This is a genomic window from Spirochaeta isovalerica, from assembly GCF_014207565.1.
GTDB classification, from domain to species: domain Bacteria; phylum Spirochaetota; class Spirochaetia; order DSM-2461; family DSM-2461; genus Spirochaeta_F; species Spirochaeta_F isovalerica.
Genome location: NZ_JACHGJ010000010.1, coordinates 1 through 26,707 on the forward strand (window position 1 = coordinate 1; position 26,707 = coordinate 26,707).

Annotated in this window: 23 protein-coding genes and 2 tRNA genes; 10 read left to right on the forward strand and 15 right to left on the reverse strand. The window is 48.3% G+C overall.

Going from position 1 to position 26,707, the window contains the following annotated elements; translation table 11 throughout:
* The 3 genes from HNR50_RS18955 to epsC form a co-directional block, all read right to left on the reverse strand.
* Positions 1-2,796: PPi-type phosphoenolpyruvate carboxykinase family protein (locus HNR50_RS18955; protein WP_184748380.1), on the reverse strand; the 2,796-nt coding region annotated here is incomplete at its 3' end.
* Positions 2,797-2,910: 114 nt separating this feature from the next.
* Complete coding sequence (locus tag HNR50_RS18960) at positions 2,911-3,207, reverse strand: helix-turn-helix transcriptional regulator (RefSeq protein ID WP_184748381.1); 297 nt, start codon at positions 3,205-3,207, stop codon at positions 2,911-2,913.
* A 58-nt stretch (positions 3,208-3,265) separates the two neighbouring features.
* Positions 3,266-4,159, reverse strand: coding sequence for a serine O-acetyltransferase EpsC (gene epsC / locus HNR50_RS18965; RefSeq protein WP_184748382.1), 894 nt, complete (start codon positions 4,157-4,159; stop codon positions 3,266-3,268).
* 93 nt (positions 4,160-4,252) lie between these two features.
* Between epsC and HNR50_RS18970 the strand changes: the two genes are divergently transcribed.
* The 5 genes from HNR50_RS18970 to HNR50_RS18990 all read left to right on the forward strand — a co-directional run bounded on the left by HNR50_RS18970 (position 4,253) and on the right by HNR50_RS18990 (position 10,267).
* Positions 4,253-5,320 (forward strand): KamA family radical SAM protein, encoded by a 1,068-nt coding sequence (locus HNR50_RS18970; RefSeq protein ID WP_184748383.1) that lies wholly within the window; start codon positions 4,253-4,255, stop codon positions 5,318-5,320.
* Positions 5,320-5,883: an NUDIX hydrolase gene (locus HNR50_RS18975; RefSeq protein WP_184748384.1), complete on the forward strand. Its 564-nt coding sequence runs from the start codon at positions 5,320-5,322 to the stop codon at positions 5,881-5,883. Before HNR50_RS18970 ends, HNR50_RS18975 begins: the two co-directional genes overlap by 1 nt.
* 79 nt (positions 5,884-5,962) lie before the next feature.
* Positions 5,963-7,900 carry an ATP-binding protein gene (locus tag HNR50_RS18980; RefSeq protein ID WP_184748385.1) on the forward strand — a complete coding sequence of 646 codons (1,938 nt, stop codon included), beginning with the start codon at positions 5,963-5,965 and terminating at the stop codon, positions 7,898-7,900.
* Entirely contained in the window at positions 7,893-8,345 is a 453-nt protein-coding gene (locus HNR50_RS18985) for a response regulator (protein ID WP_184748386.1), read from the forward strand. The genes HNR50_RS18980 and HNR50_RS18985 overlap by 8 nt, the downstream gene beginning before the upstream one ends.
* Positions 8,345-10,267, forward strand: coding sequence for a response regulator (locus HNR50_RS18990; protein ID WP_184748387.1), 1,923 nt, complete (start codon positions 8,345-8,347; stop codon positions 10,265-10,267). Before HNR50_RS18985 ends, HNR50_RS18990 begins: the two co-directional genes overlap by 1 nt.
* A gap of 76 nt (positions 10,268-10,343) precedes the next feature.
* On the opposite strand, the gene HNR50_RS18995 is transcribed toward HNR50_RS18990, so the two are convergent.
* The 7 genes from HNR50_RS18995 to hisC all read right to left on the reverse strand — a co-directional run bounded on the left by HNR50_RS18995 (position 10,344) and on the right by hisC (position 15,372).
* The gene (locus tag HNR50_RS18995) at positions 10,344-11,114 is read right to left on the reverse strand and encodes a metal ABC transporter substrate-binding protein (RefSeq protein ID WP_184748388.1); all 771 of its coding nucleotides are present in this window, start codon (positions 11,112-11,114) and stop codon (positions 10,344-10,346) included.
* Positions 11,111-11,917 (reverse strand): iron chelate uptake ABC transporter family permease subunit, encoded by an 807-nt coding sequence (locus tag HNR50_RS19000; protein WP_184748389.1) that lies wholly within the window; start codon positions 11,915-11,917, stop codon positions 11,111-11,113. The genes HNR50_RS18995 and HNR50_RS19000 overlap by 4 nt, the downstream gene beginning before the upstream one ends.
* Complete coding sequence (locus tag HNR50_RS19005) at positions 11,911-12,972, reverse strand: DUF1893 domain-containing protein (protein ID WP_184748390.1); 1,062 nt, start codon at positions 12,970-12,972, stop codon at positions 11,911-11,913. Before HNR50_RS19005 ends, HNR50_RS19000 begins: the two co-directional genes overlap by 7 nt.
* A gap of 377 nt (positions 12,973-13,349) precedes the next feature.
* Positions 13,350-13,422 (reverse strand) — tRNA-Met (locus tag HNR50_RS19010).
* Between the two features lie 73 nt (positions 13,423-13,495).
* Positions 13,496-13,568: transfer RNA gene (locus HNR50_RS19015), tRNA-Met, on the reverse strand.
* A 92-nt stretch (positions 13,569-13,660) separates the two neighbouring features.
* The gene (locus tag HNR50_RS19020; protein WP_246434130.1) at positions 13,661-14,320 is read right to left on the reverse strand and encodes a PrsW family intramembrane metalloprotease; all 660 of its coding nucleotides are present in this window, start codon (positions 14,318-14,320) and stop codon (positions 13,661-13,663) included.
* Positions 14,317-15,372, reverse strand: coding sequence for a histidinol-phosphate transaminase (hisC, locus tag HNR50_RS19025; protein ID WP_184748392.1), 1,056 nt, complete (start codon positions 15,370-15,372; stop codon positions 14,317-14,319). Before hisC ends, HNR50_RS19020 begins: the two co-directional genes overlap by 4 nt.
* 142 nt (positions 15,373-15,514) lie before the next feature.
* On the opposite strand from hisC, the gene HNR50_RS19030 reads away from it, so the two are divergent.
* Positions 15,515-15,949: an Lrp/AsnC family transcriptional regulator gene (locus HNR50_RS19030; RefSeq protein WP_184748393.1), complete on the forward strand. Its 435-nt coding sequence runs from the start codon at positions 15,515-15,517 to the stop codon at positions 15,947-15,949.
* Positions 15,950-16,249: 300 nt separating this feature from the next.
* Complete coding sequence (clpB, locus tag HNR50_RS19035; protein ID WP_184748394.1) at positions 16,250-18,817, forward strand: ATP-dependent chaperone ClpB; 2,568 nt, start codon at positions 16,250-16,252, stop codon at positions 18,815-18,817.
* A 3-nt stretch (positions 18,818-18,820) separates the two neighbouring features.
* Here clpB and HNR50_RS19040 read toward each other — a convergent pair whose 3' ends face one another.
* Both HNR50_RS19040 and HNR50_RS19045 read right to left on the reverse strand, forming a co-directional pair.
* A complete protein-coding gene (locus HNR50_RS19040; RefSeq protein ID WP_184748395.1) occupies positions 18,821-20,374 on the reverse strand; it encodes a hypothetical protein in 1,554 nt (517 codons plus the stop codon).
* A gap of 96 nt (positions 20,375-20,470) precedes the next feature.
* Positions 20,471-21,550 carry a metallophosphoesterase family protein gene (locus HNR50_RS19045; RefSeq protein WP_184748396.1) on the reverse strand — a complete coding sequence of 360 codons (1,080 nt, stop codon included), beginning with the start codon at positions 21,548-21,550 and terminating at the stop codon, positions 20,471-20,473.
* A gap of 140 nt (positions 21,551-21,690) precedes the next feature.
* Between HNR50_RS19045 and trxA the strand changes: the two genes are divergently transcribed.
* Positions 21,691-22,047 carry a thioredoxin gene (gene trxA, locus HNR50_RS19050; protein WP_184748397.1) on the forward strand — a complete coding sequence of 119 codons (357 nt, stop codon included), beginning with the start codon at positions 21,691-21,693 and terminating at the stop codon, positions 22,045-22,047.
* Between the two features lie 330 nt (positions 22,048-22,377).
* On the forward strand, positions 22,378-23,760 hold the full coding sequence (argH, locus tag HNR50_RS19055) for an argininosuccinate lyase (RefSeq protein WP_184748398.1): 1,383 nt from the start codon (positions 22,378-22,380) through the stop codon (positions 23,758-23,760).
* Here argH and HNR50_RS19060 read toward each other — a convergent pair.
* Positions 23,735-25,021: a FecR domain-containing protein gene (locus HNR50_RS19060; protein ID WP_184748399.1), complete on the reverse strand. Its 1,287-nt coding sequence runs from the start codon at positions 25,019-25,021 to the stop codon at positions 23,735-23,737. The genes argH and HNR50_RS19060 overlap by 26 nt on opposite strands.
* Before the next feature lie 58 nt (positions 25,022-25,079).
* Here HNR50_RS19060 and HNR50_RS19065 point away from each other — a divergent pair, with 58 nt between their 5' ends.
* Complete coding sequence (locus HNR50_RS19065; RefSeq protein ID WP_184748400.1) at positions 25,080-25,436, forward strand: diacylglycerol kinase family protein; 357 nt, start codon at positions 25,080-25,082, stop codon at positions 25,434-25,436.
* Here the strand turns inward: HNR50_RS19065 and HNR50_RS19070 are convergent.
* Both HNR50_RS19070 and HNR50_RS19075 read right to left on the reverse strand, forming a co-directional pair.
* Positions 25,424-25,741: a hypothetical protein gene (locus HNR50_RS19070; RefSeq protein ID WP_184748401.1), complete on the reverse strand. Its 318-nt coding sequence runs from the start codon at positions 25,739-25,741 to the stop codon at positions 25,424-25,426. The two genes, HNR50_RS19065 and HNR50_RS19070, sit on opposite strands and share 13 nt — an antisense overlap.
* Before the next feature lie 21 nt (positions 25,742-25,762).
* Positions 25,763-26,674 (reverse strand): histidine phosphatase family protein, encoded by a 912-nt coding sequence (locus HNR50_RS19075; protein WP_184748402.1) that lies wholly within the window; start codon positions 26,672-26,674, stop codon positions 25,763-25,765.
* Between the last annotated feature and the right edge of the window lie 33 nt (positions 26,675-26,707).

Sequence of the window (26,707 nt, forward strand, 5' to 3'; positions counted from 1 at the left end):
ATCATGATCGACTTTGTAATCCGTCCCGATGTATCCCGCGGCGGATGTGAATCCGTTGTAACCCGTGAGGATGAAAGAAAGCAGAGCGTTGTTCAGGTCGGTCGTTGCCGTCAGAGCGTTGAAAGGCGCTTTGGTCAGAGCTCCTTCCGAACCGGCTCCCGTTGTCGAAGGCGATTTTCCCGTGAGGGAGCAGATGAAGTCCATAAACAGCTCGGGCAGTTCCTGGAAGTGGATCGGTCCGTAAACCGCCAGAGGACGGATTCCCGCCTTGTGGTCCGCCGGGTTGTTCCGTCTTCCCGCCAGAATGGCGTTGACCGGAACGGAAAGGGGCGATCCCGCAGGAATTTTCCTGAACAGGCGCATTCCCACTTCGCCGAGGTATTTGGATGTACCGTCCACATGATCCGGTCTGAGCTGGAGATATCTCTGGTTCTTCGTCGGTACTCCATCGACAATTCTCGGGTGGGAGGAGGAGATAAAGTACTCACCCTCTTTTCCTTTCTGAGCGAATTTCTTAATGACTTTTCGCATCGGTTCGGTATAGGCGTAGTAACCGGCGGTCTTTTCATAAAGATCAACGGCGTTTTCCTTATTCAGGGGCTCGAAGTTGCAGATGAAGTTCCCTCTGGAAGCGAGATCCGCTTCGGCCTGCTTGTCCAGACCGCGGTGAATGGCGTCATCGGGCCTCTGGAAGAAGCGGTTTTCGCAGTTCTCCACGATCTTGATACTGGGGTAGGTGTTGGTTTCGGAAAGTCCCTGAACCTCCCGGGAAGGAACAACGATGGACGCCGATATATCGTCTTCCATCTGAACCTTGACCGCCGGCATGAAATCGAGGCGCAGCTTGTTGGTTACCCAGCTGCCGTTCTTGTCCGTACCCACTTTCAGGTAACTGCCCACCAGCTCGCGGTTCTCGAACTTGAGGACATGGCCCGGTTCGGAGTTGATAATATCGACGGAGAACTTGTCCCGCCAGTTTTTGCCCCATTCAGGCTGATAGAACCGTTTGACGACGAAAACAAGAGCTTTTACCCTCAAGGGAATCGTAGCCAGCCACTGGTTGAACTCATCGGTGTTGTTCGACGAAGGAGAGAGGAGCTTGATAACCGAACCGAGAGACCGCTCTTCGCTGAGAAGGGGTCTGGTCGTATGCCCCGGTTTCAGGGTTTTTCTGTATTCGGGTTTGAATCTCTCGCCGTAATTGTAATTGATGATCTCTTCGGCTTTATCCATATCGGTCTTGAAATCGCCGATAAAAACGGAGCCGTAGGTCATGGCGTCGCTGATGGATTTGGAAATCTCCGATTTACCGCCGCCGGAAACCGTACAGGGTTTGTGGCAGAAGGTTCCCTCGGCAACAGTTCCCACAAGTCTCCAGGCGGGAGATGCGGGATGTTTTTCCATCCGCACTTTGTAGCCCGAAGGATGAACGTAAATATTGTCGGGAAGAACTCTGAGCGATCTCTTTTTACCCTCGTGTGTCCAATGGGCTTTCTGGGTTTCCAGATCGATACGGGCATCCTCGGGAATGTAGATGATATTGCTGAAGTTCCGGTCGATCCCGTAGCCCTCTTTCTGCTCGACGAAATCCTCGCCCAGTACGGCCTTGAAGTTGTCGAAGCTGTGGTCTTTCTCCAGGTGGAGAAAATGCATATTTGTATCGGGAAGGAACTGGGCTCCCAGGTTGAAACTGGGGAAAGCCAGGGCTCCGCCGGCATGTTCCTCCTCGGCCAGACCGAGAAGGTTGGCCGAATAGCCGATCTGGGTCTTCACTTCTTTTTTGGAATAGCCGAAATAGTTGTCGGCGATAAGAGTGACGATAACACCGCTCTCATCGCGTGCCGTCAGTTTGAAGGGAGAACCGTCGTTGTAAAGCTCCTCTTCCGACTCCCAGCACATCCCTTCCGCTTTCTGGCGGTCAGTCGCTTCACTGATATGGGGCAGGCCGACCTCTTTTTTCGTTGTTTCAATAAGATGGGGCGCCAGGATAACACAGCCCGTATGGCCGGTCCAGTGCTCCGGATCGAGAGCCGCATCGTGCTCCGGCAGATAGGGGTCCCCGGCATTTCCGAAGATGGATTCGACGAAATCGAGGTTGCTCACCAGATTCCCGGGAGCGAAAAACCGGATCTCCATGGTTTTTCTCGGTGTAAACCCTTCCACTTCGGGAACGACGACCGGCCTCAGAAGGAGAGAGAGAAAAACGCGGGCTTTTTCATCCTGCTCCGATGTAAAGGGGAGGACTTTAAGGTCTGCCGGCGCATCATTTATAGCTTTGCTCAATAAAGCGGCAAAAGTCTGCTTTGGAACGGATTTTTTATCGAAAGGAACGGGGAGCCCGCCTTCGGCCACATGAAAAGACCCCTTTGTCGTTCTCCTGTCGTTCTTCGGGTTATTCAAAACACCCTGTTTCACTCTGTAGGAGCTGATGATATCGGTGATAAATTCGTTTTTCTCCGGAGGGAGGCTCAGTTCCCGCGCCAGTCCGTAGCGGTCCAGGACAAGTGAATCTGTCGGAAGTTCCGGTTTGGAATCAAGATTCAAATCATCGAGATACCTGTCCAGGAAATTCTGAATCCTCTGGTCTACGGGACAGAGATAGGTAGAGAGAAGGCGATTCTTCTCTTTGTAGTTTTCAATCAGGTCCCGGGCAATTTCCAGTTCCGACGAATCCTGTGTATCCTGCACTGGAAGTCCGAGGGATGCCAGTTTAAGGTTGATGTACCTGATAATCCTCTCTCTCTCTACTGGGGCGTCACCGGAACCGATGATACCGAGAGTTCTTATTTTATCCATAAATCAATCTACTCCTTTTAGAGTTTTTTTTAAGTCTACAGAACTGTAATTCCAGAGTCAAGCTACATGAAAAAGAATACATGAAAAATAATTCGTGTTTTGAAATAAAAAAAATCAGCTGTAAATCAGATTGATCAGATCGTCGATTTTTCTGTGCGATTCAATTTTGTGCTTGAGCTGCAAGTCTCTGTTGATCTTGTAGATATTGTTGCGCCCTCTCTTCTCTATGCTGATATAGCCGCATTCGGTCAGTTCCGAAATAATCCGCTGTACCGCTCTTTCCGTAATGCCGACTTCCAGAGCGATATCCCGGATTCTCATAGCCGAATCGGCGGCCAGACAGAGGAGAACATGGGCATGATTGGTCAGAAATGTCCAGTTGCCGCAGCTGTTCTCTTTTTTTTCCGCCATGAATCCTTCCTGTTGTTTTATTTGCTCATTTTATATACTACAGTCTACAGGGGATCTGTCAAGCCAAGCCGTTTTTTATAATGTATTCCGGCGGCTTGAGGTAAATCCGGCTGTTAGCCGGTACGGAGCTGGTTATCCACACATTACCGCCGATTGTCGTATTTTCCCCTATCACCGTTTCGCCGCCGAGAATGGTGGCTCCCGAATAGATTGTCACATTGTCATCGATCGTGGGATGGCGCTTCACTTCCGCTTCCTCTTTAACAACTTTGAGAGCACCGATGGTCACACCCTGATAGACGCTGACATTGTTTCCGATAATGGTTGTCTCTCCGATAACGATACCCGTGCCGTGGTCCATGAAAAAGCGTTCGCCGATGGTCGCTCCGGGATGGATATCGATCCCTGTGTGGCGGTGTATGTATTCGTTCATCATACGGGGGATAAGGGGAACTTCTTTCAGATACAGCTCATGGGCGAACCGGTGGACCACAATGGCTTCCAGTCCCGGATAGGAGAGAATGACTTCTTCGCTGGACCTGGCCGCCGGGTCTCCCGCCAGAGCGGCTTCCACATCGAGGAGGATTTTTTCACGGAGTTCGGGAATCTTGTTGAGTATGGCGAGAGTTATCTGTTCAGCGCTTTCGGCACATACGGTGCAATGCTCCGTTTTATGTTTCATTCTGCAGCCGAACTTCAGGCTCTTGCGGATTTCCAGGGTCAGATCTTTGGCCAGCTGCTGGATTTTCGCTCCGATGGTGTAGGAAATCAGTTCGCTGTCCAGATTTTCCTCCGATTCGAAACCGGGAAAAATTATAGACTCGTAATTCCGGATTATCTCGCGGATGCTCTTTCTCGACGGTAGGTTGGGGCCTTCCAGATGGTTGAGAACCCCTTTCTCCTTATAGGTCTGTATAATCATTTCCGTGATACGGTCCATAGAATCATTCATTTCTTTAATATAGAGAAAGTCCCGCTTAAAGACAACATAAACCTCGGGACGGGACTATCGAATAAAAAGCGAAACTGGTATATTATCGCGGTTATGGCAGATTCCGAGTGGTCAGATATATTAAAAAAATCATGGCGGAGATTGAGCGATCTTAAGGGTTTCACTCTCACAGAAGAGGAAAAGGCTTTCTTCTCTCACCAGGGGAAGGAGGACAACCTTCAGTTTCTCGTCAATCCCTATTACGCCTCTCTTGCAGAGGATGTTCCCGATGATCCCATCCGCCGGCAGTTCCTTCCCCTCCTTAGTGAATACACCATACTGGAGCGGGAGCTGACCGACCCTCTCGGCGAAAAGTCCTACAGCCCCGTTCCCCGATTGATTCACCGGTATCGCGACAGAGTTCTGCTGCTGGTCACCGATAGCTGCGCCATGTACTGCCGCCACTGCTTCCGCCGGTCTTTCGCCGGCCATGAAGGGCGCATAGTCTCATCCGGAGAAATGGAGCGAATTGCCGCCTACCTAGCGGATCACCGGGAGGTTAATGAGATTCTTCTCTCCGGGGGCGATCCGCTTACATGCACCGACGGCAGACTGGAATCCATTCTCAAGGCCATCAGAGAGGTCCGGCCCGATATGGCTATTCGTCTGGCGACGCGGATCCCCGTTGTTCTCCCCCAGAGGATAACCCCCGAACTGGTGGACATCCTGCGCAGGAATGGTCCGCTATGGGTTGTCACCCAGTTTAATCACAGTCGGGAAATAACTGCACAATCGGAAAGGGCTGCGGCCCGGCTTGTCGACGGGGGAATACCGGTCCTCAATCAGTCCGTTCTGCTCCGGGGGGTCAATGATTCGGTTTCGGCCCTCGAAGATCTTTTTCAGTCTCTGGTGCGTTTGAGAATCAAACCCTATTATCTCTTTCAGGGAGATCTGGCCGCGGGAACCTCTCATCTCAGAGTTCCTCTGAAAAGAGGACGGGAGCTGATGAAAGAGCTGAGAACACGAATCTCCGGACTGGCTCTTCCCGTATATGCTGTCGATATGCCCGGCGGCGGCGGAAAAATCCCCCTGACCGAGGATTATTCCGTCGGGGAAGATGAAGAAAATTACTATTTCAGGAATATAGAGGGACAGGAATACGCCTATCCCAGGGAGAACTAATGGATAAAGACCATCTTTTATGGGAGACCGACAGCCAGAAAACCGAAATGGACTGCCGGATCTTCAAAGTGAAAAGCATATGGAGGACGGCGGCTGAAAACCGCAAGGGGAAATTCACCCTGATAGATTCGCCCGACTGGGTCACCATTCTCCCCATCGTGAAAAACAGCCGGGGAAAAGACTGCTTTCTCATTGTTCAGCAGTTTCGCCACGGATGCGCCTCCCTGACCAAAGAATTCCCCGCAGGCCTTATCGACTCAGGAGAATCCCCTCTGGATGCGGCCAGGCGGGAACTGGAAGAAGAAACGGGCTACCGCGCCGGCAAAATGACGCAGATCGGCACCATCAATCCCAATCCGGCTTTTATGAATAATCATTCCCACACCTTTCTGGCTGAAGAGCTTGTTCCCCTGGGACAGCGAAATCTCGATGAGCATGAAATGATCGATATGGAACTGGTTCCTGTCGAGGAGCTGGCGGCTGAGATCGGGACAGGTCCTTACAACAGCGCTATTACACTGCAGGCCTGGTTCTGGTACCTGAGGCATAGAGGAAAAGCCTGATTATCCTCAGGATAATGACACTGCCGGGGAAAATTTATACATTTTTTTAAAGAGCTCTCTTCTGTACTATAATGATAGCATGATGAAAGCCGTTCCTTCAGCGATTATCCTTTTTCTTCTTTTTCTCGCTTTGCCTCTTCCCCTTTTGGCAGACCCCTACAGCGATATCGATAAAACTGTCAAAGTCGGAATATTTCCCTTTGAACCGATGAATTTTATCGATGAGGACGGCCGGGCGGCCGGTCTCTATCCCGATCTGCTCCGGGAAATGTCGAGAGAGGAACCCTGGGGGTTTGTTTTTGTTCCGGGAAGCTGGGCTGAGGGGCTGGAGAGACTCCAGACTGAGGAAATCGATCTTATGATCTCCGTCGCCTATTCGGAAGAGCGTGATGAAATCTTGGATTTTAACACAGTTTCCGTTATCGAATTGTGGAGCCAGGTGTTCACCCGGCCGGAAGAGCAGTCAATCAATATAAACGATCTTGCCGGTCAACGGGTCGCTATAATGGCCAAAGACATTAACGGCCAGCACTATATAGATACGGCGGCCGAACTGGGAATTGAGAGCATCATCGTGGAATATCCCACACACAGTGATGTTTTTGAAGCCGTTCGAAAAGGCGAGGTTCTGGCCGGTGTGGCCCCCCAGCATTTCGGTCTCCGTCATGCGGAGCAGTATGATCTCATTCCCAGCAGCATACTCTTTTCCCCTTTTTCCATTTATTTCGCAGCGAAAGAAGGGAAGATGGCGGATGTCCTCCGCCATATTGACTATCATCTGATCGAGTGGAAAGAGCAGAAGGACTCTTTCTACTACAGAACTCTCAATTTCTGGATGACCGGTAAGGAATTGCGGCTGGTCGTCATTCCCCCCTGGCTTATTGCCGCCCTGGCGGTTCTCTTCATAATGGCAGTCCTTTTCTTCCTCTTTGTCATTGTGCTCCGTCATCAGGTGAACCTGAGAACCGGGGAACTGATCATACAGAAGCGGCAGTATGAATCCCTTGTAAAATACGCCAGCACCATTATTCTCCGGCTCAACAGCAGCGGAGAGGTCATAACAGTCAATCGGTACGGGGAGGAGTTCTTTTCTCTGAAGCAGGGGCAGCTCAAAGGGCGGAATCCCGTGGGGACGATTTTTTCTGAAGAATGCGGACTCTCCGAAAGGCTGAAGAAAAACAGCGACAACTTTGTCGACAGGCTTATCCTTCAGGAAGGCCGCGATTCCTTTATCCAATGGAACCTGAAATATATAAGAGATGACAGCCTGAATCTGAAAGAGACACTCTGTATCGGCACGGATATAACGGAGCGGCTGGATATTGAAAAAAATCTCAAAGAGACCAATGAACAGCTGGAAGAGATGGTTTATATTGCCTCCCATGATCTTCAGGTTCCCCTGGTATCCATGAACGGATACGCCGGCGAGCTACTGGAAAATTACGGCGACAGGTTCGACGAAGAAGGGTTATTCTGCCTGGAGAGGCTGCAGGTAAACTCCATGAGGATGCAGAAGCTTGTCCATAGCCTGCTCGACCTTTCGCGGCTCAATACGGAAAAGAAAAACATTTCGCGGTTTTCCCTCAATGAACTTATCGGGAAAATTGAAAATGATATGGCCATACTGCTGGAGCAGGAGAAGGTTAAGATCCATTGCGGTTCTCTTCCCGTTATTTCGGCGGACCGTGCCAGGATCGAAGGGGTTTTCCGGAATCTCATCCTGAACGCTGTTATGTATGAGGGGAAGAATGTGGATATAAGCGCTTTGGAAAACAGAGTGCTGATAAAAGATGACGGACTGGGCATCCCCTCATCTCAGCTGGAGAAGATTTTCAAGCCCGGCGAAAGGTTGAAAATGAATAATTCAGAAGGTGTGGGAATGGGACTGACTTTCAGTAAAAAAGTGATTGCGCAGCACGGAGGAACTATCAGTGCAGACTCAGCGGGAGAGGGCAGGGGAAGTACCTTTACCATTGAGTTCCCCGCCGCGGTTTTATCGGGGGACGATCATGATTGATGTTGACAGAGCTCCTGTCCTTCTCGTCGAAGATGAAGAGGATCATGCCCGTTTTATCGTCCGGACCATTACCGCATTGAAGGGGAACACACATCCAGTCATCCATCTGAAAAACGGTAAGGAAGCCCTGGATTTTTTCATTAAGAACAGCCGATATCAAGAGGGGATGGATAGGTTGCCTCTGTTTATCCTTCTCGACATAAATATGCCAATGATCGACGGTTTTGAAGTTCTGGAAGAAATTAAAAAGAATGAGACCCTCAGGATGGTCCCTGTAATAATGTTGACCACGACTTCCCGCGCTGAGGATATAAAGAGAGCCCTGAACCTGGGAGCTAATGATTTTATCGTAAAACCGGTCAGTTTCAGCGATTTTACAGACAAGATCAGACAGCTTGCCCTTTACTGGGGTTTCGTTAGCGATATAAAGGAGATTTTCTGCTGATGAGTTCTTTTATTGAAATACTGATCGTTGAAGATAATCAGGATGACCTTTTTTTTATTGAGAAAGCATTACAGTCATCGAAGTACAGAACAAAAGTAATTTCTTCAGGTCTGGAAGCCTACACTTATCTCAATGAGGGAACGGGATCTCCCGATATCGTCCTTCTCGACTACCGCCTTCCCGGTATGGACGGTCTGGAAATTCTCGACGCTCTGGGAAGGAAAGACCGCGATTACTCTTTTATCTTTCTCTCTGTGGACAGTTCCATCGGAACAGTTGTCGAGGCAATGAAAAGGGGAGCTCTCGATTTTATCGTCAAATCGGAAACGCTGAAAAAGGAGCTGCCCTCCAAAATCGATAAAGTCTATGATCTCCACCTTTCGCGTATGCGGAAGAAGAAAATGGAAGCAGAACTACTGGAAGCCAAAACCGCTGCGGAAAACAACGAACGGAAATACCGGATTCTTGTAGACGCCGTATTCGACGCCATTATTGTGACGGAAGAGGGTGTTATCGTAGAAGCCAATAGCCGCGCTGTCGAGAATAGCGGTTTCTCCTATGATTATTTATTGGGAAAAAGAGCCCTGGATTTTATAGAAACCGATGACCCCGCCATTTTTTCCGAACCGGAAGACCGGGACTGGAGAAATGTGGAAGGAAGGATACGCTGCGCTTCCGGGGAAATCAAAATGGTGATCATCAATTCCAGAACCACCGAACTGAAAGGACGAAACGTGGTTATTTCTTCCATTCACGACATTACGGAGAGCCGGATTCTCGAGGAAAAGCTCAGGCAGTCTGAAAAAATGAACGCTATCGGACAGCTTGCAGGGGGGATAGCCCACGATTTCAATAATCAGCTCTCTCCGATCATCGGTTACGCCGATATGCTCTGCCATCAGCTGGAGAACCCGCAATACAGGAAATTCGCCAACAACATTCTCCACAGCGCCCTTCGATCCGCCGATTTGACAAAAAAGCTTTTATCTTTTGCACGCAAAGGGCAGGTTATGCTCGAATCTGTGGATATCAATGACAAACTTACCGGTCTGCTCAGCGAAATGGAACGGGAAATCCCCTCTTCCATTACCATCCAAGAGAAATTGGATCCTCTCTGTAACGTGGTAAAAGGGGACCCCAATCAGCTGGAACAAGCTTTCCGCAATATTATTAAAAACGGAATCGAAGCCATGTCCGAAGGAGGCAGGCTTACCGTTGAAACAATCTGTCTGGAGATAGAGAAGGAAGAGGATCTGGTTTTATCCAATCATCTGGAACCGGGACATTATGTCAGAATTAAAATAAGTGATACGGGATGGGGAATACCTTCCGAACTGAAAAGGAATATCTTCGAGCCTTTTTTTACCACGAAAGATACCGGTCAGGGATCGGGCATGGGACTGGCTTCGGCTTACGGTGCCGTGGTGGAACACGATGGCTACATCACTTTCGCCAGTGAAGAGGGCATGGGAACGGACTTTGTCATATATCTGCCACTGGATAGAGATTCGGATTACTTTATGGAAATACAGAAAAATGTCGAAGACATGACAGCCAGAAACAGTACGATTCTCATTGTCGACGACGAGATGATGCTGAGAAACATGCTCGAGGATATTCTCATCAGCGATAATCATTCTATTATCAGCTGTGCCAGCGGGGAAGAAGCACTGGAGACATACAAAGAAAATAAAAACCGGATTGATCTTGTTATCCTCGATATGGTCATGCCGGGTCTGGATGGTTTTGAAACATTCACCCGACTGAAAGAGATGAATCCCCTTGTGAAGGTGCTTATTTCGAGCGGCTACAACATGAAGAGGGAAATCAAAAAACTGCGTGAAGCCGGAGCTCTGGGATTTCTCAAGAAACCTTTTAAAATGAATGAACTTCGAAAACAGCTGAAAAATATTCTGGGTTAAAAAAGATGATGCCCTATCCCGAAAAACGGGATAGGGCGGGAATCCTTATGTTCCTATCCGTTTTCCGGAACAGGGTCTACAGGTTGTATTTCAGTATTTCTTCCAGATTTCGTTCAGCCACAGAGGGCAGATCCGATGGCGTTTCCCTTCCCCCTTCCATGGGAAACCCGGGGAAATTGATCAGAACGACTGCGTCCAGATTGAGAATCTCTTCAAGGGGAGCCGCCATGGGATTGTGTATGTTGTCGAGAATCAGTTCCGGCTCGAGACGACCCAGTTCTGCAATCGCTCGGGGATTCAACGGCTGGGGACCGAACACTCCCAGAATATTAAAGCCCAGAGCCTGAGCGAATGGCTTCTGGTGAAAGTTGACCAGTACATCTCTTCCGAAAATGCCCTTCTCTTTAAGTCGGTTTTGGCTCTCTGTGATAAACTTCCTGTATTCCGCGATATTTTTTTCCGCAACGGATCGGGTTCCGATCTTGTCGGCGATAGCCAGCACCGATGCTTCAAGCGTTCCCGATTCATAGCTGGTCGTGATTTGAATCATCCGGTCTTCCGGTTTTTTAAAACTTTCGAGCACGGTTTTCATAAGAGCTTCATACCCCGCATATACCAGAAAATCGGCATCGCGGATTTTAACCACATCGGACACTTTCAGCTCGTATTCCGGCGGGTGGACCATGTCGGCCGGAGCAAGGAGTTCGGCATTTCCTCCCGCCATTTTGACGAATGCGGCTGTCCAGGCATTGGTCGCCAGAACTTTCGGAACAGACTGGGCGGAAAGACCGGCTGTCGCTGCAAAAGCCAGAACCACTATTGAAACAATGGAAATCATTTTCTTCATGTTTTTTTTCCTCGTTTGAAAAATATAATTATGATAAAAACCGCAGCTGCCGGTATGGCAATACCGGCGCTGACGGGGATATCGAACAATAGGGCGGTGAAAAATCCTATGAGAGAGAAGGCCCCTCCGAAAAGACAGGAATACACCATAGTCTGTTTTAACCCTGAAGCGATGAGCCCCGCTATGACAACAGGAAGTATCAACTGGACATCGAGAAGCAGGGCTCCCATCAGGTTCATGGCCGATGCGACTGCCAGCGATGTGATCAGCATTATTGCCAATTCGAAGCGGGAGACTCTGATTCCCATCGAAGATGCTACCTGTTTGTCGTGAAAAATTACTGTCAGCTTCCTGAAATTCAATACTGAAAAGAGGACGAGCGAAGCACTGACAGCACCGGTTATCGCAACCGTAAGGGGGGAGCTGGCATAGAGGCTGCCCCAGAGCAGAGTCAGGGTGTCTTTGGCCGGTACATGAAATACCGATGTGATAATAGATGCCGCCGCAACGGAGAAAACCATGAAAAACATAGTCAGATGACCGTATCCTGTTTTCAACTTCCGGGAGCTCTGATTGAGAATGATAATCATGAAAACATTCACAGCCACGCTTACTAGCGAGGGGTTCCAGCGAAGGGCCAGGCCCAGGGCGCCGCCGAGCAAAACGCCATGCATCAGCAGATAACGGATCGGCAGGAGGTTCATCCGCAGGACAAAAACTCCTGCCAGAGGAAAGGTGAATCCAGAAAAAACAAGCAGCATCAGGCCACGGTATATGGGAGGATAGGATAGCAGTTCTAACACAGGACTCCGTCCTTCAGTTCCCTGACAGCCCATCCCAGCTTTTCAATCCACTGGTGATCGTGGGAAACCATGAGAACCGTAGGGCTTGTGCTGGCGATCACCTGATTGAGGATTTCCAGAAAGTCTTCTTTTGAATCCCTGTCCAGGTAGGAAGTCGGTTCATCCAGGAGAATCAGCCGGGCCTGCTGACAGAGGCATCGGGCCAGAGCGACTCTCTGGTTTTCCCCTCCGGAAAGAGTGTTTACATCGCGGTTCTTCAGATGATGGCAGCCGGTTCGCTTCATGGCTATCTCAATACGGTTTTTCTGTTCTGTCCTGCTGATCCGGGTTCCGATCAGTCCCAGGGAAACAATCTCCCCGGCTGTTGTGGGAAACGACGAGTCGGGGCGTCCCTGATTGACATATCCAATAGGAGAGGGGCCGCTATTTCTCTTTAAATCTGTCCCGTCGAGGAGAATTTTACCTGAAATGACTGGTTGAACCCCGATCAGGGTTTTCAGTAGGGTCGATTTTCCCGTTCCGTTGTCTCCGGTAATGACGAGATGCTCTCCTGCTTCGACAGTGAGATCCAGCCCCCTGAGAACGTCATGAGAACCATATCCGGTCCACAGATTCTGTATCTCCAGAGATAGTCCCATTGCATATCCCGCTCTCTTGCGGATCATCAGATAAATGCTATGGAGATCCATCTCTTCAGTTATGAGATTTTCAGTCCTGCAGTCGATTTTTTCTACGAGGTTTCCATACCGGCAGTTCACCTTGTATTTGTTGAAAAGATCCAGAGCCGGTTGGCTTATAAGGTCAATTTTACAATTGAGAAAACCAAGCCGCACAATCAGGGCTGCTGCCGCTCTACCGGCGATTTTATCATGGAGGATCAGTTCTTCTCCCGTGAGATTCCGTGATTTTAGATAAGTTTCCACTTCAAAGAGGGGATGAAGCCATTTCCCCGAGCTTTTAAGCAACAGGATTCCCTCTTTGTCATAAAGATGAAGAGATTCGCTTTCATCCAGATCGGGAAGGCTATCAACTTTGTATTCCGATTTTTCCAGCATAGAGTCCTAGATTAATAGATGGAGTTAACTCCAGGTCAATAGGTGCTGATTTTTTTATTCTCACAGCCCGGAAGTTATTTGAGAGTTCAGGATGTGGTTTCGGGGCTTACTGATTTTCGAGTCCTCCCCCTGAATCGGTTATAAAGCAAAAAGACTCCCTTACGGAAGTCTTCCTGAATTGCTTATAGCAGGGGTAGGACTCGCCTTCCACTCATCGGCATCGTGCCGATTCCTTACAGGCCGATCAGTCGCTGACGCATCCATCCATGGATGCTTTTCCTCCCTATTCGGTCGGCGCTTACTGATTTTCGAGTCCTCCCCCTGAATCGGTTATAAAGCAAAAAGACTCCCTTACGGAAGTCTTCTTGAATTGCTTATAGCAGGGGTAGGACTCGAACCTACGGCCTTTGGGTTATGAGCCCAACGAGCTGCCAACTGCTCCACCCTGCGTCGCTTAATAATTTATTGTTCCTGAAACAAAGATAATGAAAAAATGGAGGATCGTATACTCTGTTTCAGATTATAGCAGGGGTAGGACTCGAACCTACGGCCTTTGGGTTATGAGCCCAACGAGCTGCCAACTGCTCCACCCTGCGTCGTTTCGTTCAGTAAATTATAGCTAATAGGATTTTTTGTCAATGCTTCTTATCAAAAAAGAAGAATATTATAAATGGGGATCAATGAATCATCAATTCTTTTCTTGTGAAGCTTTCAGTTTTATCAGAAGGACAAACATTCCCGCCAGAAGGGGAAAAATCAATATGGGCCAGAAGGAGGGGAGGCGGAGTATGGTGTTGTAGGTTCCGTGAAGCAGAACAGGAACGAAAAGACTCAAGAAGCTGAAGCTCCCCGTGTTCCGGAGGTTTTCCGATAGGAACAAACCCATAAAAGCTCCGCAGAGAGCATGCAGCGGCAATGATGTTATGCCGCGCAGGAGCATGAGCGGGACGATGGAGTCCGTACCGGTCAGGTATAGTATGTTTTCTCCAATGGCGAAACCGATTGCCGCCGCAGTGGAGTAAATCATAGCCGCTCCTGTTGTCCGGCCTTCCGGCAATCTTCTCAGCAATAGCCAGATGACAGTCAGTTTGGCAGATTCTTCGATGAGCGATACGGCAATAAATGGAGAAAGCAGTTCCGGAACAAAACCCTTTCCTTCAAAAAATCCCGAGAGGAGGCTTACTGCAAAAACGGCAGGTATCAGTATGAGAAGGCCACCGGACAAAAGCTTGAAGAAAATCTTTGGGTCCGGTGTTTTTCCTTTATGTGATGACAGGAGAAGGGAAATTAATAAAACAGCGGGGAGGATTGAGAACAGGGCTATCTTTCCCGCCAGGGCTATTATCATTTCAAACACTCTTCCAGTATCCGGATCAGGAATTTATTGTCCTCTTCCATACCGATCGTTATGCGGATCCACTCGCTGAGGCCGAAGCTCGCCAGTGGGCGGATGGTTATGCCTTTTTCCATCATGGTCCGGAACAGTTCCTTACTATCCCTTTTTACATGAATGCAGATGAAATTGGCCTGGGTCGGGTAGTATTTCAAACCCATTTTATCCAGTTCTCCATAGAGGTATTTTTTGCCCTCTCCGTTCATCTCCCTGCTTTTTTCGTAAAATGCCCTGTCGTACAGAGCGGCTTCTGCGGCTCTCTGCGCCGGGGTGTTGACATTAAAAGGCTGCTTCGTTACCAGAATCTGATCGATAACTTCTTCTCTGGCAATGGCATAACCCACCCGCATGGCCGCCATGCCGTAAATTTTGGAGAAAGTTCTGAGGATCATGAGATTGGCGTATTTAGCCAGAAGGGCTTTCCAGTCCGGAAAATCATCGGCATCGCTGTAATCGGCATAGGCTTCATCGAGAACAAAAAGAACATCTTCGGGAATCCGGGAAAGCATGGAATCAAGCTTTTCATGGGATACATAGGTTCCCGTGGGATTATTGGGATTGCAGAAATATATGACTTTTGTCCGGCTGTCAATAAGCTTCAGAATTCCATCGGGGTCAAAAGTTCCCTCTTTCATAGGGGTTTTACGGATTTCGCCGGCATAGAGTATGGTGGCAAATGTGTACTCGGAAAATGTGCTCTCCGCTGTTATGGCATTGTCTCCCTCGCCGATATAGGTAGCGGCAATGAGAGTCATGATTTCGTCGGAACCGTTCCCTACGACAAAATTGCCCGGACTCATTCCGTGTTTTTCCGCCAGAGCGTTTCTCAGTCTGCGGCAGCTCCCGTCGGGATAGATATGAACTTCCGCAAGTGATTCCGCAGCGGCTTTCACCGCCAGAGGAGAGGGTCCGAGTCTGTTTTCATTGGATGAGAGCTTCAGAGCCCCCTCTTTCAGAACTCCCGGCTTGTAAGGTACCATCTGCTTGAGATTTGTCTTCATTTTCATGTCCTTACTTTACTTGGAAAAAAGAATTTTGGTAATAGGATGAAAACAATAAAATTAAACTACGAAATCCAGAAATATCACTTTACAATTTACGAAAAACGAATACAATATGTCTATAACATATGGAAAGGATGTATTTAATATGCAGCCAGATGAAATAGATTGGAAAATCATCGATATCTTAAGGGAAAAATTTGTTCCCAATAACGCTATAGCCCGGGAATTGGGTGTATCGGAAGGTATGATCCGGCAGAGGGTAAAGCGCCTCAAGGAAGCGGGAATCTTAAGGATCCGTGCTCTGATCAACCCCGATGTGCTTGAAAATCTGCAGTTGGCTTTAGTCGCTGTTAATATTACGGAATCCTCTTTGCTGAAGAAGAAAGCAGATCAGATCGCGAATCTGGAGAACGTTCTCTCCGTCTCCTTCACTTCCGGTCGATACGATCTTTTTGTGGAAGTTCTCGTCTCTTCCAACAGAGACCTGGTGCGGTTTCTTACCGAGGAGCTGCCGAACGTAGAAGGTGTTACGAACTCGGAGACATTCATGATGCTCCGAAGCTATAACAAATTCGTATAATCCACAGCATTTCCCAATCATAACCTCCTGTTTCCGGGAGGTTTTTTTTACATCCATTTGTCTGTTCAGGTTGTTGCTTGGCCGATCAGCTGACACAGATCAGTAAAGTTAACAGAAATGAGACAAGGATTACAGCCTGAGAGAACACTGCCTGAATCGGCGCTTTCATTCTCTTATCATCCTCTTTATTGATTTAATTTTAATTTATTGTGTTTATATAGTTCTCTATTTGACGATGCCTCTCTTTTCTGCTTATTTTTCCAGTGTAAATTAGTTGTAGAATAATGGAGGATATATTAAGTGCAGGATAGATTTACCATTAAAGCGCAGGAAGTTATTGAACTCGCGTCACGCATTGCATCAGAGAAACAGCACAGTCAGATCGAGCCGATTCATATCCTTCAGGCCCTTATCAGACAGGAAGAGGGAATTGTCTCGCCTCTGCTGGATAGACTGGGTGCCGAAAAAAGCATACTCGCACGGGACATCGAGGACCTGCTGGGCAAAGTCCCCAGGGCCTACGGCGACACGCTGCAGGTTTCCCTGTCGAGCCAGTCCATGTCATTGCTGAAAAAAGCCGAGAAGGAATCTTCCGATTTAAAAGATGATTTTATCTCTACCGAACATATGCTCATTGCCCTGGCCGCTTCCGGGGGATCAGTCGGCGATATGCTTAAAAAGCAGGGTATCACGAGAGACTCGATCCTCCAGGCGCTGATATCCATCAGAGGGAATCAGCGGGTGACTGATCAGAATCCCGAAGGGAAATACCAGGTTCTCGACCGCTACTGTACCGATCTGACAGCTCTGGCGAGAAAGGAAAAACTCGATCCCGTTATCGGAAGAGATGAGGAGATCCGCCGGGTCATGCAGGTCCTGTCGCGCCGGACGAAGAACAACCCCGTGCTCATCGGAGAGCCCGGCGTCGGTAAAACGGCCATTGCCGAAGGACTGGCGCGGCGTATCGTTTCGGGAGATGTTCCCGATTCCCTGAAAAACAAGAAGCTGCTTGCTCTTGATATGGGGTCTCTTGTAGCCGGTGCCAAATTCCGGGGAGAGTTCGAAGAGAGACTGAAGGCGGTCATTAAAGATGTGACGAAGTCGGAAGGGGAGATCATCCTTTTTATCGACGAGCTTCATACGCTGATGGGCGCCGGTGCTGCCGAGGGTTCGACCGATGCGTCAAATCTCCTCAAACCGGCTCTGGCCAGGGGGGAACTGAGAACCATAGGGGCCACGACTCTCGATGAATACAGAAAACATATAGAAAAGGATGCCGCTTTCGAACGGCGGTTCCAGCAGGTTTACACCTCCGAACCATCGGTCGAGGATTCGGTAACCATACTCCGCGGTATCAAAGAGCGATACGAAATCCATCACGGGGTCAGAATCCGCGATGACGCTCTCATCGCCGCGGCCAGTCTGTCTGACCGCTATATCACATCGCGCTTTCTACCCGACAAGGCGATCGACCTTGTCGATGAAGCGGCCAGCCGTCTGAAAATGGAAATCGAAAGCCAGCCGGAAGAAATCGACCGGCTCGAGAGAAAAATGCTGCAGCTGGAAATAGAGAAACAGTCGCTCTCCCGGGAGGATGATTCCGCATCGGAAGAGAGAAAGAAGAACATCGCTGCCGAACTTGCAGAATTGAAAAGCGAATTCGATTCCCTCTCCCTGCAGTGGCAGAATGAAAAGAGCATAATTGAATCCATCCGCGATCTGAAGCAGCGGATCGAAGATTTTCAGGCTCAGGAAACCATTTATGAAAGAGAAGGCAACTATGCGGGAGCCGCGGAAATCAAACACGGGAAACTGCCGCAGACCCACGCCGAGCTTCAGAATAAGACTGAGGAGCTGGCCCGGATTCAATCAGGCAAGAGCCTTCTTCAGGAAGAGGTGACAGAAGAGGATATCGCCCAGGTCGTTTCGGCCTGGACGGGAATTCCCGTCTCGAAAATGATCAGCTCGGAAAAAGAGAAGCTTCTCAAGCTGGAGAGAATTCTGGAAGAGAGGGTGGTGGGACAGAATGATGCGGTCGAAAAGATCTCCGATGCCATTCGCCGTAACCGGAGCGGTCTCTCGGAGAGCGGACGTCCTCAGGGCTCTTTTATCTTCCTGGGACCGACCGGCGTGGGGAAAACCGAGCTGGCCAAAACTCTCGCCGACTTTCTATTCAATGACGAAAGGGCGCTCACCCGTATCGACATGAGCGAGTATATGGAGAAGTATGCTGTGTCCCGCCTCATCGGGGCTCCTCCCGGTTACGTGGGATACGAACAGGGCGGCCAGCTTACCGAAGCGGTCCGGCGCCGACCCTATTCGGTCATTCTGTTCGATGAGATCGAAAAAGCCCATCCCGATGTGTTTAATATTCTTCTTCAGGTTCTCGATGACGGCCGGCTCACTGACGGGCAGGGGAGGATCGTCAACTTCCAGAACACCATTATCATTATGACAAGCAATCTGGGAAGCGATATTATTCTTCAGGGATTGCCTTCCGATGAACTCCGCCTGAAAATGAACGGTCTGCTCAAGTCTACCTTCAAACCGGAGTTCCTCAACAGAATTGACGATATCATTATCTTCAATCAGCTTACGGAAAAGAATATACTGGGGATTGTCGATATACTCACCGGACAGCTGGCCGACAGGCTCAAAGAGCAGAAAGTGGATCTCCGTTTCAGTCCGGAAGCTCTCCGGCATCTGGGGCATGAGGGATATGATCCTCTATTCGGAGCCCGGCCGCTTAAAAGGACCATTCAGAATCTTGTACAGAATCCGCTTGCCAGGAAAATCCTGGCTGGAGAGTACCCCGAAGGTTCAACGGTCCAAGTCGATGTGAAGGATGGGGAGATCGTTTTTTCCTGAAGACTACCGTCTCAGATAGGATAGTTCGGAAGGCAGAACAATATTATTCCCGAAGAGGTCCTCGCCGTATCCGTTTTCGGCGAGGATTTCTATATCTTTCAGAACCCGTTTGTCTCCGGAGAAGGTGACCGTAAGCCTGCTCGAAATGTCGATTTTTCCCAGCGCCAGATAAGTCGTGATCGCCCGTTTGACGTAATCGATCAGATTTTCATCCTCGAGGGGATCCAGTTCTTCAAAGGAGAAACTGTTTTCGTAGAGGAGCAGGGTTTTCTGTTCCATCAGATCGAGAAAGATGATCCGGAGTTTCTTTTTCATTTCTTCGGTCGATAGCTTTTCGATTTTCAGCTGCCGGATAAGGGGATGTTTCATTATTTCCCTGGCAGCAGCGGCTCTTTTGTCGGAGTTTATGACTTCATTGGCTCTGAACAGTTCAAGAGGCATGGATGCATCATAGATCTGATCGTGGAGCTGCATTTTCACATTGCCGCCGTAATGAAGAACGATCTTTGAGATAAGAGTCGAAGGGCGGACATGGAAGCCTCTGTAGTTGGGAATGCTGACGGTTATCCTGTCGGGTACAGAATACTGGCGTAGCACGGATCGACAGACTTCCTGTGCGGAAACAATGAACCTATCGCAGTAGGTGATAAAATAATCCATCAGTATGGACAGGCATTGGCCCTCTTCAATATGTTTCTTATATTTCCATTTCTTGCTGAAATAGCCGGCATGCCTTTCTATATAATGAACGAGAACCGTGGCTGTTTCCAGAAGATTGTAAACCAGGGAAATCTGTCCTCTGAGGACGGGAAGATTTTTATCATGGAGTGCGATATCGGTCAATTCCAGATGGGTGTCGTAGATGGACTGGAGGTTGTGAAACTTGTTCTCCAGTATTCTCATCCCCTCTTCGCTAATTATATCGGGGATACAGCTTCTGTACTCTCTGCGGCTCATTTTCTTATAGATTTTCAGGCTCTTGCTCTCTTCTGCCAGATTGAGGAAGGAAGTGGCCAGGTTTATGGCAATGCGCGAGGGGAATCTTGTTCTCCGTCTTTTGCGGTTGTTAGGCAGCTTCCCTTCGGGGTAGAGCTCTGTAAAATCATCAATATCGTAAGCGCCTTCATTTATGAGAATCTTTTTTTTCTGAGCGATACTGATCATGGTCCGGGAATTCTGTATCAGGCTTTTGAGAATAATATCGCTGATTTTATCTGTTTCATTGAGAAAGTCGCTGTCCACTTCGCTGAGATTATAAAGAGGCGCGGTCTGTTTTATATGAAGCAGGTTATAGGCAATTGTCGTAAAGGATTTGCTGACGGCGATGGTCTGACGGAAGGGGTACCAGAATCTGTTCTGCTTTGCGCCGTAATGATCGAGGATTTCTTCGCACCGCGTCGATTCGAGATGTAATTTGCCTATGATAGGCCGCTGAATATTGTCATAACTGGATTGCCTGGAAAGTAATTTTGTCAGTGAGAGCAGTTCGCCCATCTCATTGGAGACAAACAGTCCGAAGCTTTCCTCTTCCAGTTCAATTGCCTTGGTTAGTTGCATAAATGACTGATTTCCTAAAATTGAATCATACTTCAGTGCTGTTTTCTTTGCAAGGGAGAGGCATTTAAATCTTCCCTTTTAACGATTTCCTGTTTTTTATGTCAGAAGATCTATCCTGGTGAAAATGTAATCAAGAGAGTCCTTCTTCAATCGGGCCCGGCAGTAACTGGTGTCATCGAGCCTTTTATGAGTCACCGGATTATACGTTATATTGCTCTTCCTGTTGGTTTCGTCGTACCAGGATACAAGTGATATATGACCGTTTTCGATTTCCAGGCAGTTGATGCCTTTCCTGTCGATGACGCAGCCTGAATTGAAAAGGCAGGGAATAATCATATGGTCGTATATGCTGCTGAAGGAATCGTAGTGGTCTCCCGTCTTCAGGAGTTCCTTGAGAGCGTCTGCCAGCACCCTGATGGAGGATTCCAGTCTGGCCCTTTCATGCTCATCCGATTCCAGATATTTTCTTATCCTCTGCTCGATGTTGTATTTCAGGTAATCCGCTTCCGACAGTCCTTCGAAAAGGGCTCTGTGGGTATGACCGACAAGAGAAAGGATTTTCTTATCCTTGCTGAAATCGTAAATTTTCTCTTCAGCTTTCAGTTTTTTCACATTGGTATAGGGCCGCTTGATGTTTTTTATCATAAGAGGGTGGGCTATGTATTTCAGCGAAAGACCGACAAGCGAATTGATGAAACCGTGGTAATTGGAAGCCTGATGGCCGTGAAGAACGAAAATAGTGTTGTCTTTGTATTGCAGTTTCAACCCCGGAAGGATCTGATAGTTGATATCATTGGGGCGGAAATTTATGGTGTTTTTAATCAGAAGGAGATCTCCGTCGTGGTTGCCGACAATTTTGTAGAGTCCGTCGCGGTCTCGGAACTTCCCGAAGAGTTCGTAGAGGTCATGCCATCTTCTGTAGATGGTTGTCAGCGAGACTTTCTGCAGTTCCTCAACATCCCCGTTGAGGATCAGTTTGTATCCCCCGTCGTAATAATACTTCTGCAGAATGGTAAAAAACATCTCTGAATTCGGGAGAAAATCATCGCGGCTTTTTCTTCCGCCTAAATGAAAATCGCTGAAAATCACAATTTTATCGCTGTCATCTATATCGATGGAAGGACAATTGTTAAAGAGTTTTTCAAGTTTTTCCTGGTTGTGGTGACTTTTCTTCATTATATTAAATTATAAGTGCACAGTGCCTAATGGCAAATATTATTGAAAAAGTGCCGAAACGATTAAAAATTATTTATATGTCTTGACTATATATGGAAAGTTATATATATTGACATCAACAAAAGAAAAGAGGTGATGTAATGGCTGAACATCTTACAGTGGATACTTTCAAAGAAAAAGTATTCAATTATACAGAAAACAAAGATTGGAAATTCGAAGGGGACCTGCCCTGTATTATCGATTTCTACGCAGACTGGTGCGGTCCTTGTAAAATGGTCGCTCCCATTCTGGAAGAGCTTTCGACAGAGTTCGAAGGTAAAATGAATGTTTACAAAGTAAACACGGAAGAGCAGCAGGAACTGGCTGCGGCATTCGGAATCCAGAGCATTCCTTCTCTCCTGTTCGTACCTAAAGACGGACAGCCCCAGATGGCTATGGGAGCTCTTCCCAAAAACAGCCTTCTGGACGCTATGAAAAACGTTCTGAATGTTGAATAATTCTTTCTTTTAATCAATGATAGAAGAGGCGTTGCTATATACAGCAACAGCCTCTTTTTTTTACAAAAAAAGTGTCTTTGAACTGTATGTTGCGTTGTGCGGTGCTCGACATGCTCAAATAGCTCCGCTATTCTGCGCTTTCTGTGCTCCTGACGCCTTGCCTACAGCCCAAATACATCTTTTTTTCAAAAATGCGCCTTTGGCCCGCATGCTGCGCTGCGCTGTACTCAGAATGCTCAAATAGCTCCGCTATTCTGCGCTTCTTCCGCTCCGACAGCTTCGCTTTCGAGCCAAATCCATCATTTTTGCACTATAGACGGGGAGGAAGTTATGGGGAAATTGTGGGAAAAAAATTATTCGACCGATAAGCTGATCGAGGAATTTACCGTCGGGAGAGACTACCGGCTCGATATGAATCTGGTTCCATCCGACTGTCTGGCTTCTCTGGCTCATGCTTCCATGCTCCAATCCATCGGCATTATCAGTTCTGCCGATCTGGAAAACCTGAAAAAGGGTCTGATTTCCATTATGCATGATCATGCCGAAGGTCATTTTGAAATAAAACTCAGTGATGAGGATGGGCACACAGCTATTGAAAACCGGCTGGTGGAGATATGCGGCGACGCAGGGAAGAGGATACACACAGGCAGAAGCCGGAATGACCAGTCCGTTACAGCGGTCCGAGTCTACGGGCGGTCCGTTCTTATCGGCATAATGGAGACCGGCGTAACCCTTGTCCGGACCTTACTGTCCTTCGCTCGGAAATACAGCTCCGTGCCAATGCCCGGGCGAACCCACATGCAGACGGCCATGCCCTCGTCGGTGGGACTCTGGATGGGCAGCTATGCCGAAGAGCTGGCTGACGATCTGAAAGTCGTATATAACACCCTCGAACTGATTAACCAGAATCCCCTGGGAGCGGCGGCCGGTTACGGCGTCCCCCTTCCTCTGGACCGCGAAATGACTGCCCGGCTGATGGGGTTCCCCGCTGTTCAGAACAATGTGATTTATGCCAATAATTCAAGAGGGAAGTTCGAGTCCATCATTCTCGACTCTCTTGATCAGATCGGTTTGACCCTGAGTAAGATGGCTCAGGATCTCATTCTGTTTTCCCTGCCGGAATTCGGTTACTTCAAGCTGCCCGATGAGTTGTGCACCGGATCGAGCATCATGCCTCAGAAGAAAAATCCCGATGGACTCGAGCTGACCCGTTCCGCCTCAGCTGTTCTCTCCGCTGCGGCTACAGAGGTTAAAAACATCATCCGTTCGCTACCTTCCGGTTACAATCGCGATGTGCAGATGACCAAAGAGCCTTTTATCAGGGGAACCCGGCTGGCTCTCACCATGATGAGAGTCATGGACCTGACTGTCAGCCGGTTGAACGTCCGGGAGGATCAGCTGATTAAGGGGTTCACACCCGATATCCATGCAACCGATGCGGCTCTGGAAATGGTAGCAGCGGGAAGCACTTTCCGCGAAGCCTATAAAGAAGTGGGGCTTAATCTGGATAAACTCGGTGACCGCGATGCCCGTGAGGCACTGGCCAGCCGAAACTATAAGGGCACAACGGGAAACCCCGCCTTCGACCTATGCCGGGAGAAAATTGATTTACTTGAAAAGAAAACTCTCTCCCTGTCAGATGAAGTTGAAAAAGCCTTCAAAAATCTGACAGGGGAGACGATGGAAATCATTCCCCTGACGGATTATCGCTAGATTCGCCGGGATCACTGGATATTTCCTGAATCTGTTTTATCAATTCGCGGAGTTTGGCTTCCCGGGCTTCGCTTTCGTTCAGCTTTCTCTCAAGCTCATCTATATCGGTAGCCAGGTCTATCTGTTTCCGTTCCAGTTCCTGAATTCTTCCCGTCATCCGGCGTATGCGGTTCTCATCTTCTGCAGACTGTGAAATCAGATCGCTGTTTTCATCTTTCAGCTCAACAATCAGTGCTTCGACTTCTTTCAGCCTTTCCGTCCGGGACTCGAGTTCCATTCTGAGTCTGTCGGCCAGTCCCTGCTCGGCGCTTATGGCCCGCTCCCGTTCGAGAATCTCCTGATCAGTCTGTTCCGGATCGAGAACCACTCGGTATTCAAGATCGGTTTCCGCGTTTATCATCAGGACTTTATCGGCATATCCTCTTTTGCGTACCAGTACGGTTAATTCTTCACCCGCCGGGAATATGCCTGTAAATAGGCCGCGACCGGAAAGATAACCGTTTACATAAATCTGAGCGTCCGACGGCACGGTTACGATACCCGTTTTGACAAGAGATCCTTTATCTCCCGAAAGATCGAGGATTTTAAAGCTCTCTCCGTCGACGATCATTTCCCTGGAAGATTCGGACATAGGCGCCAGGGTTCCGGTCGTTTCGCCCCGGACAACGAAATATTCCTGTCCCGCTCCTGCTTCCACAAGTTCGCCCGAACCGTCTTCAAGAGCCACGTCAACCTGTCCTTCATCGACAATCAGGTATGTGCCGTCTCCATTGCGGTCCACGAGGAAGGTCGTGCCTTTGACGGAATATATCTTGTCTTCCGATTTAACTTCGAGTTTTTCCCCTTCCCGCAGTTTGTTGACCCGGTAGAGCATGGTTCCCGTTAGGATTTCCGTCTTTATATCCGGAGCACTGTCCATATTCAGGAGACTGCGGATTTTTATGATCGTGTTGCTCCGGAGCCGGGCAGAAGCCACGGTTGAGAACTGGACCTGACAGAAAGACTCGTCCACGACCTTGATTATATCGCCCGCGTAGAGGGCGGTTCCCGTCTCGGCTTCAATGATGCTGTCGTCTCTGAGAATAAATACTTCTCCCGAGATGGCTGTGATGAAAGCTTCCTCCTCTCCCGTCAGGGAAAGAGGATTGAGCTTTCTTGTTTCTTTCGGGGCTGAAGTCATATCAAAATAAAAATAGACACCGATAGCTGCGATTATCATACCTATGAGAAAGACAAGTACTGTGCGGATCAACTGTTTCATAACTATAAATATACATACAGCAGGGTATAAATCACAAGATCCATGATAAAATATAAATATGAATATCTTTGATCATATTACAAGAAAATTCGGATATGCCTTTAAAGGTCTGAAAATCGCCATCATAACGGATAACAGCTTTAAAATACACTTTCTCTTTGCTTTTCCTGTTGTCCTTTCCGGTTTTTTTCTTCATTTCAACAGATACGAGTGGATGGCAATTGTTCTTTCCATCGGTCTCGTGCTCGTAGCGGAGCTGTTTAACACATCTATCGAATATCTGGTAAAGATGTTTACTGACGAGTACCATGAACTGGCGGAGAAATTACTGGATATCAGTGCGGGAGCCGTCCTCATGGCGGCCATTATGGCTCTGGTTATGGCAGCCTTCGTCTATTATCCCTATGTTATCTGATCGCGGAGATTTCCCAGTATCAGTTTGAGAACTTCCGGCTCCAGGTTGCTTCCTTTCTGCTCCATCAATCTGATAAGTCTTTTTTTATTATACGGACCGTCACATGTCAGAGATGAATGGCCCGCATGGGAGCTTTTCCAGGTTACGGTTCTCTGAACGGATCTTTTATCGTAGGATATCTGAAAACCCGTCGGTTTATTCTTATCCTCTTCGTACCAGAGGATCAAATCCATATCGCTGTCGATAAACCACCGCCGTTGTCCCTCGTCGGGTATTTGTCTCACATTTTCGATTTCAGTCAGCACAGTTTTTCCCTTTTACTAACATTAATGTAACACATTTTTCGGGTAATCATAAAAAATTTCCCGGCACTGTTTTTTTCCGCATCCATTCCAGGATTCCGTTTCCATGATGAAAAGGCCGCAAGTGGGAAAACTATCTCTGCCCATGCCGGTAAAGTAGTATTCCGCCATCTCTATCGAGGGATTATGTCCGATGATGATGATAGAGCGTATAGAATCATCCATACTTCTGATCAGTTCTCTGAAATCGCCAATTTCACAGAGGTACAGGTCCTCTTCAAAGCGGATTTTATTCATGTCATAACCCAGCCCTTCGGCTATCCGCTCCGCAGTCGAAGCTGCCCGGATAGCCGGACTGCTGATAATCAGGTCGGCCCGGAAGTTTCTGGCGGCCAGTCTTCTCCCCATTTTCAGGCTGTCTTTTTCCCCTCTTGCGTTCAGGGGGCGGTCGAAATCCCGCATTATGGAACTGCCATGAGCTGATTTGCCATGACGGATAAAACAGATTTCTTTCATAAAACCCTCTCTGCTCTGTATTATCTGAGTGATTTGCTCAAAACTTTTTCTCAATTTCCGGGGCCAAATTTTTTTCCGGCCCGCATCAATGGAAAACCACTTTCTCTTTCTCTTTTTCTCTTCGGGCCAATGCTCTGCGACATGACTGACTTTCATCAGGAATAGTTTGACTTTTACTTTGCTATTCCCTTTCGGATGTCCGTATTTCGTAAAGGCCGAGTCAAAAACCGTTCCTTCGATTCCCGCTTCCTCCCGGGCTTCCATCAAAGCAACTTCCCGATTGGAAAGGCCCTGTTCTTTGTGCCCTTTGGGCAGCATCCATCGGGAATCGCCTCTCTTTTTAATAAGAAGAATCTCAATTTCAGAGTTACTGTTTATTCTGTAGGGAACGACTCCGCTATGGGTTGCTTTCTTTTTCATATTTAAAATGCTGTCCTTTTATATGTTAATGCA

Bases quoted from the DNA above. Each gene is read 5' to 3' on its own strand.
- HNR50_RS18960 (WP_184748381.1), bottom strand. From the start codon at position 3,207: ATGGCGGAAAAAAAAGAGAACAGCTGCGGCAACTGGACATTTCTGACC.
- epsC (WP_184748382.1), bottom strand. From the start codon at position 4,159: ATGAATGATTCTATGGACCGTATCACGGAAATGATTATACAGACCTAT.
- HNR50_RS18970 (WP_184748383.1), top strand. From the start codon at position 4,253: ATGGCAGATTCCGAGTGGTCAGATATATTAAAAAAATCATGGCGGAGA.
- HNR50_RS18975 (WP_184748384.1), top strand. From the start codon at position 5,320: ATGGATAAAGACCATCTTTTATGGGAGACCGACAGCCAGAAAACCGAA.
- HNR50_RS18980 (WP_184748385.1), top strand. From the start codon at position 5,963: ATGATGAAAGCCGTTCCTTCAGCGATTATCCTTTTTCTTCTTTTTCTC.
- HNR50_RS18985 (WP_184748386.1), top strand. From the start codon at position 7,893: ATGATTGATGTTGACAGAGCTCCTGTCCTTCTCGTCGAAGATGAAGAG.
- HNR50_RS18990 (WP_184748387.1), top strand. From the start codon at position 8,345: ATGAGTTCTTTTATTGAAATACTGATCGTTGAAGATAATCAGGATGAC.
- HNR50_RS18995 (WP_184748388.1), bottom strand. From the start codon at position 11,114: ATGAAGAAAATGATTTCCATTGTTTCAATAGTGGTTCTGGCTTTTGCA.
- HNR50_RS19005 (WP_184748390.1), bottom strand. From the start codon at position 12,972: ATGCTGGAAAAATCGGAATACAAAGTTGATAGCCTTCCCGATCTGGAT.
- HNR50_RS19020 (WP_246434130.1), bottom strand. From the start codon at position 14,320: ATGATAATAGCCCTGGCGGGAAAGATAGCCCTGTTCTCAATCCTCCCC.
- hisC (WP_184748392.1), bottom strand. From the start codon at position 15,372: ATGAAAATGAAGACAAATCTCAAGCAGATGGTACCTTACAAGCCGGGA.
- HNR50_RS19030 (WP_184748393.1), top strand. From the start codon at position 15,515: ATGCAGCCAGATGAAATAGATTGGAAAATCATCGATATCTTAAGGGAA.
- HNR50_RS19040 (WP_184748395.1), bottom strand. From the start codon at position 20,374: ATGCAACTAACCAAGGCAATTGAACTGGAAGAGGAAAGCTTCGGACTG.
- HNR50_RS19045 (WP_184748396.1), bottom strand. From the start codon at position 21,550: ATGAAGAAAAGTCACCACAACCAGGAAAAACTTGAAAAACTCTTTAAC.
- trxA (WP_184748397.1), top strand. From the start codon at position 21,691: ATGGCTGAACATCTTACAGTGGATACTTTCAAAGAAAAAGTATTCAAT.
- argH (WP_184748398.1), top strand. From the start codon at position 22,378: ATGGGGAAATTGTGGGAAAAAAATTATTCGACCGATAAGCTGATCGAG.
- HNR50_RS19060 (WP_184748399.1), bottom strand. From the start codon at position 25,021: ATGAAACAGTTGATCCGCACAGTACTTGTCTTTCTCATAGGTATGATA.
- HNR50_RS19065 (WP_184748400.1), top strand. From the start codon at position 25,080: ATGAATATCTTTGATCATATTACAAGAAAATTCGGATATGCCTTTAAA.
- HNR50_RS19075 (WP_184748402.1), bottom strand. From the start codon at position 26,674: ATGAAAAAGAAAGCAACCCATAGCGGAGTCGTTCCCTACAGAATAAAC.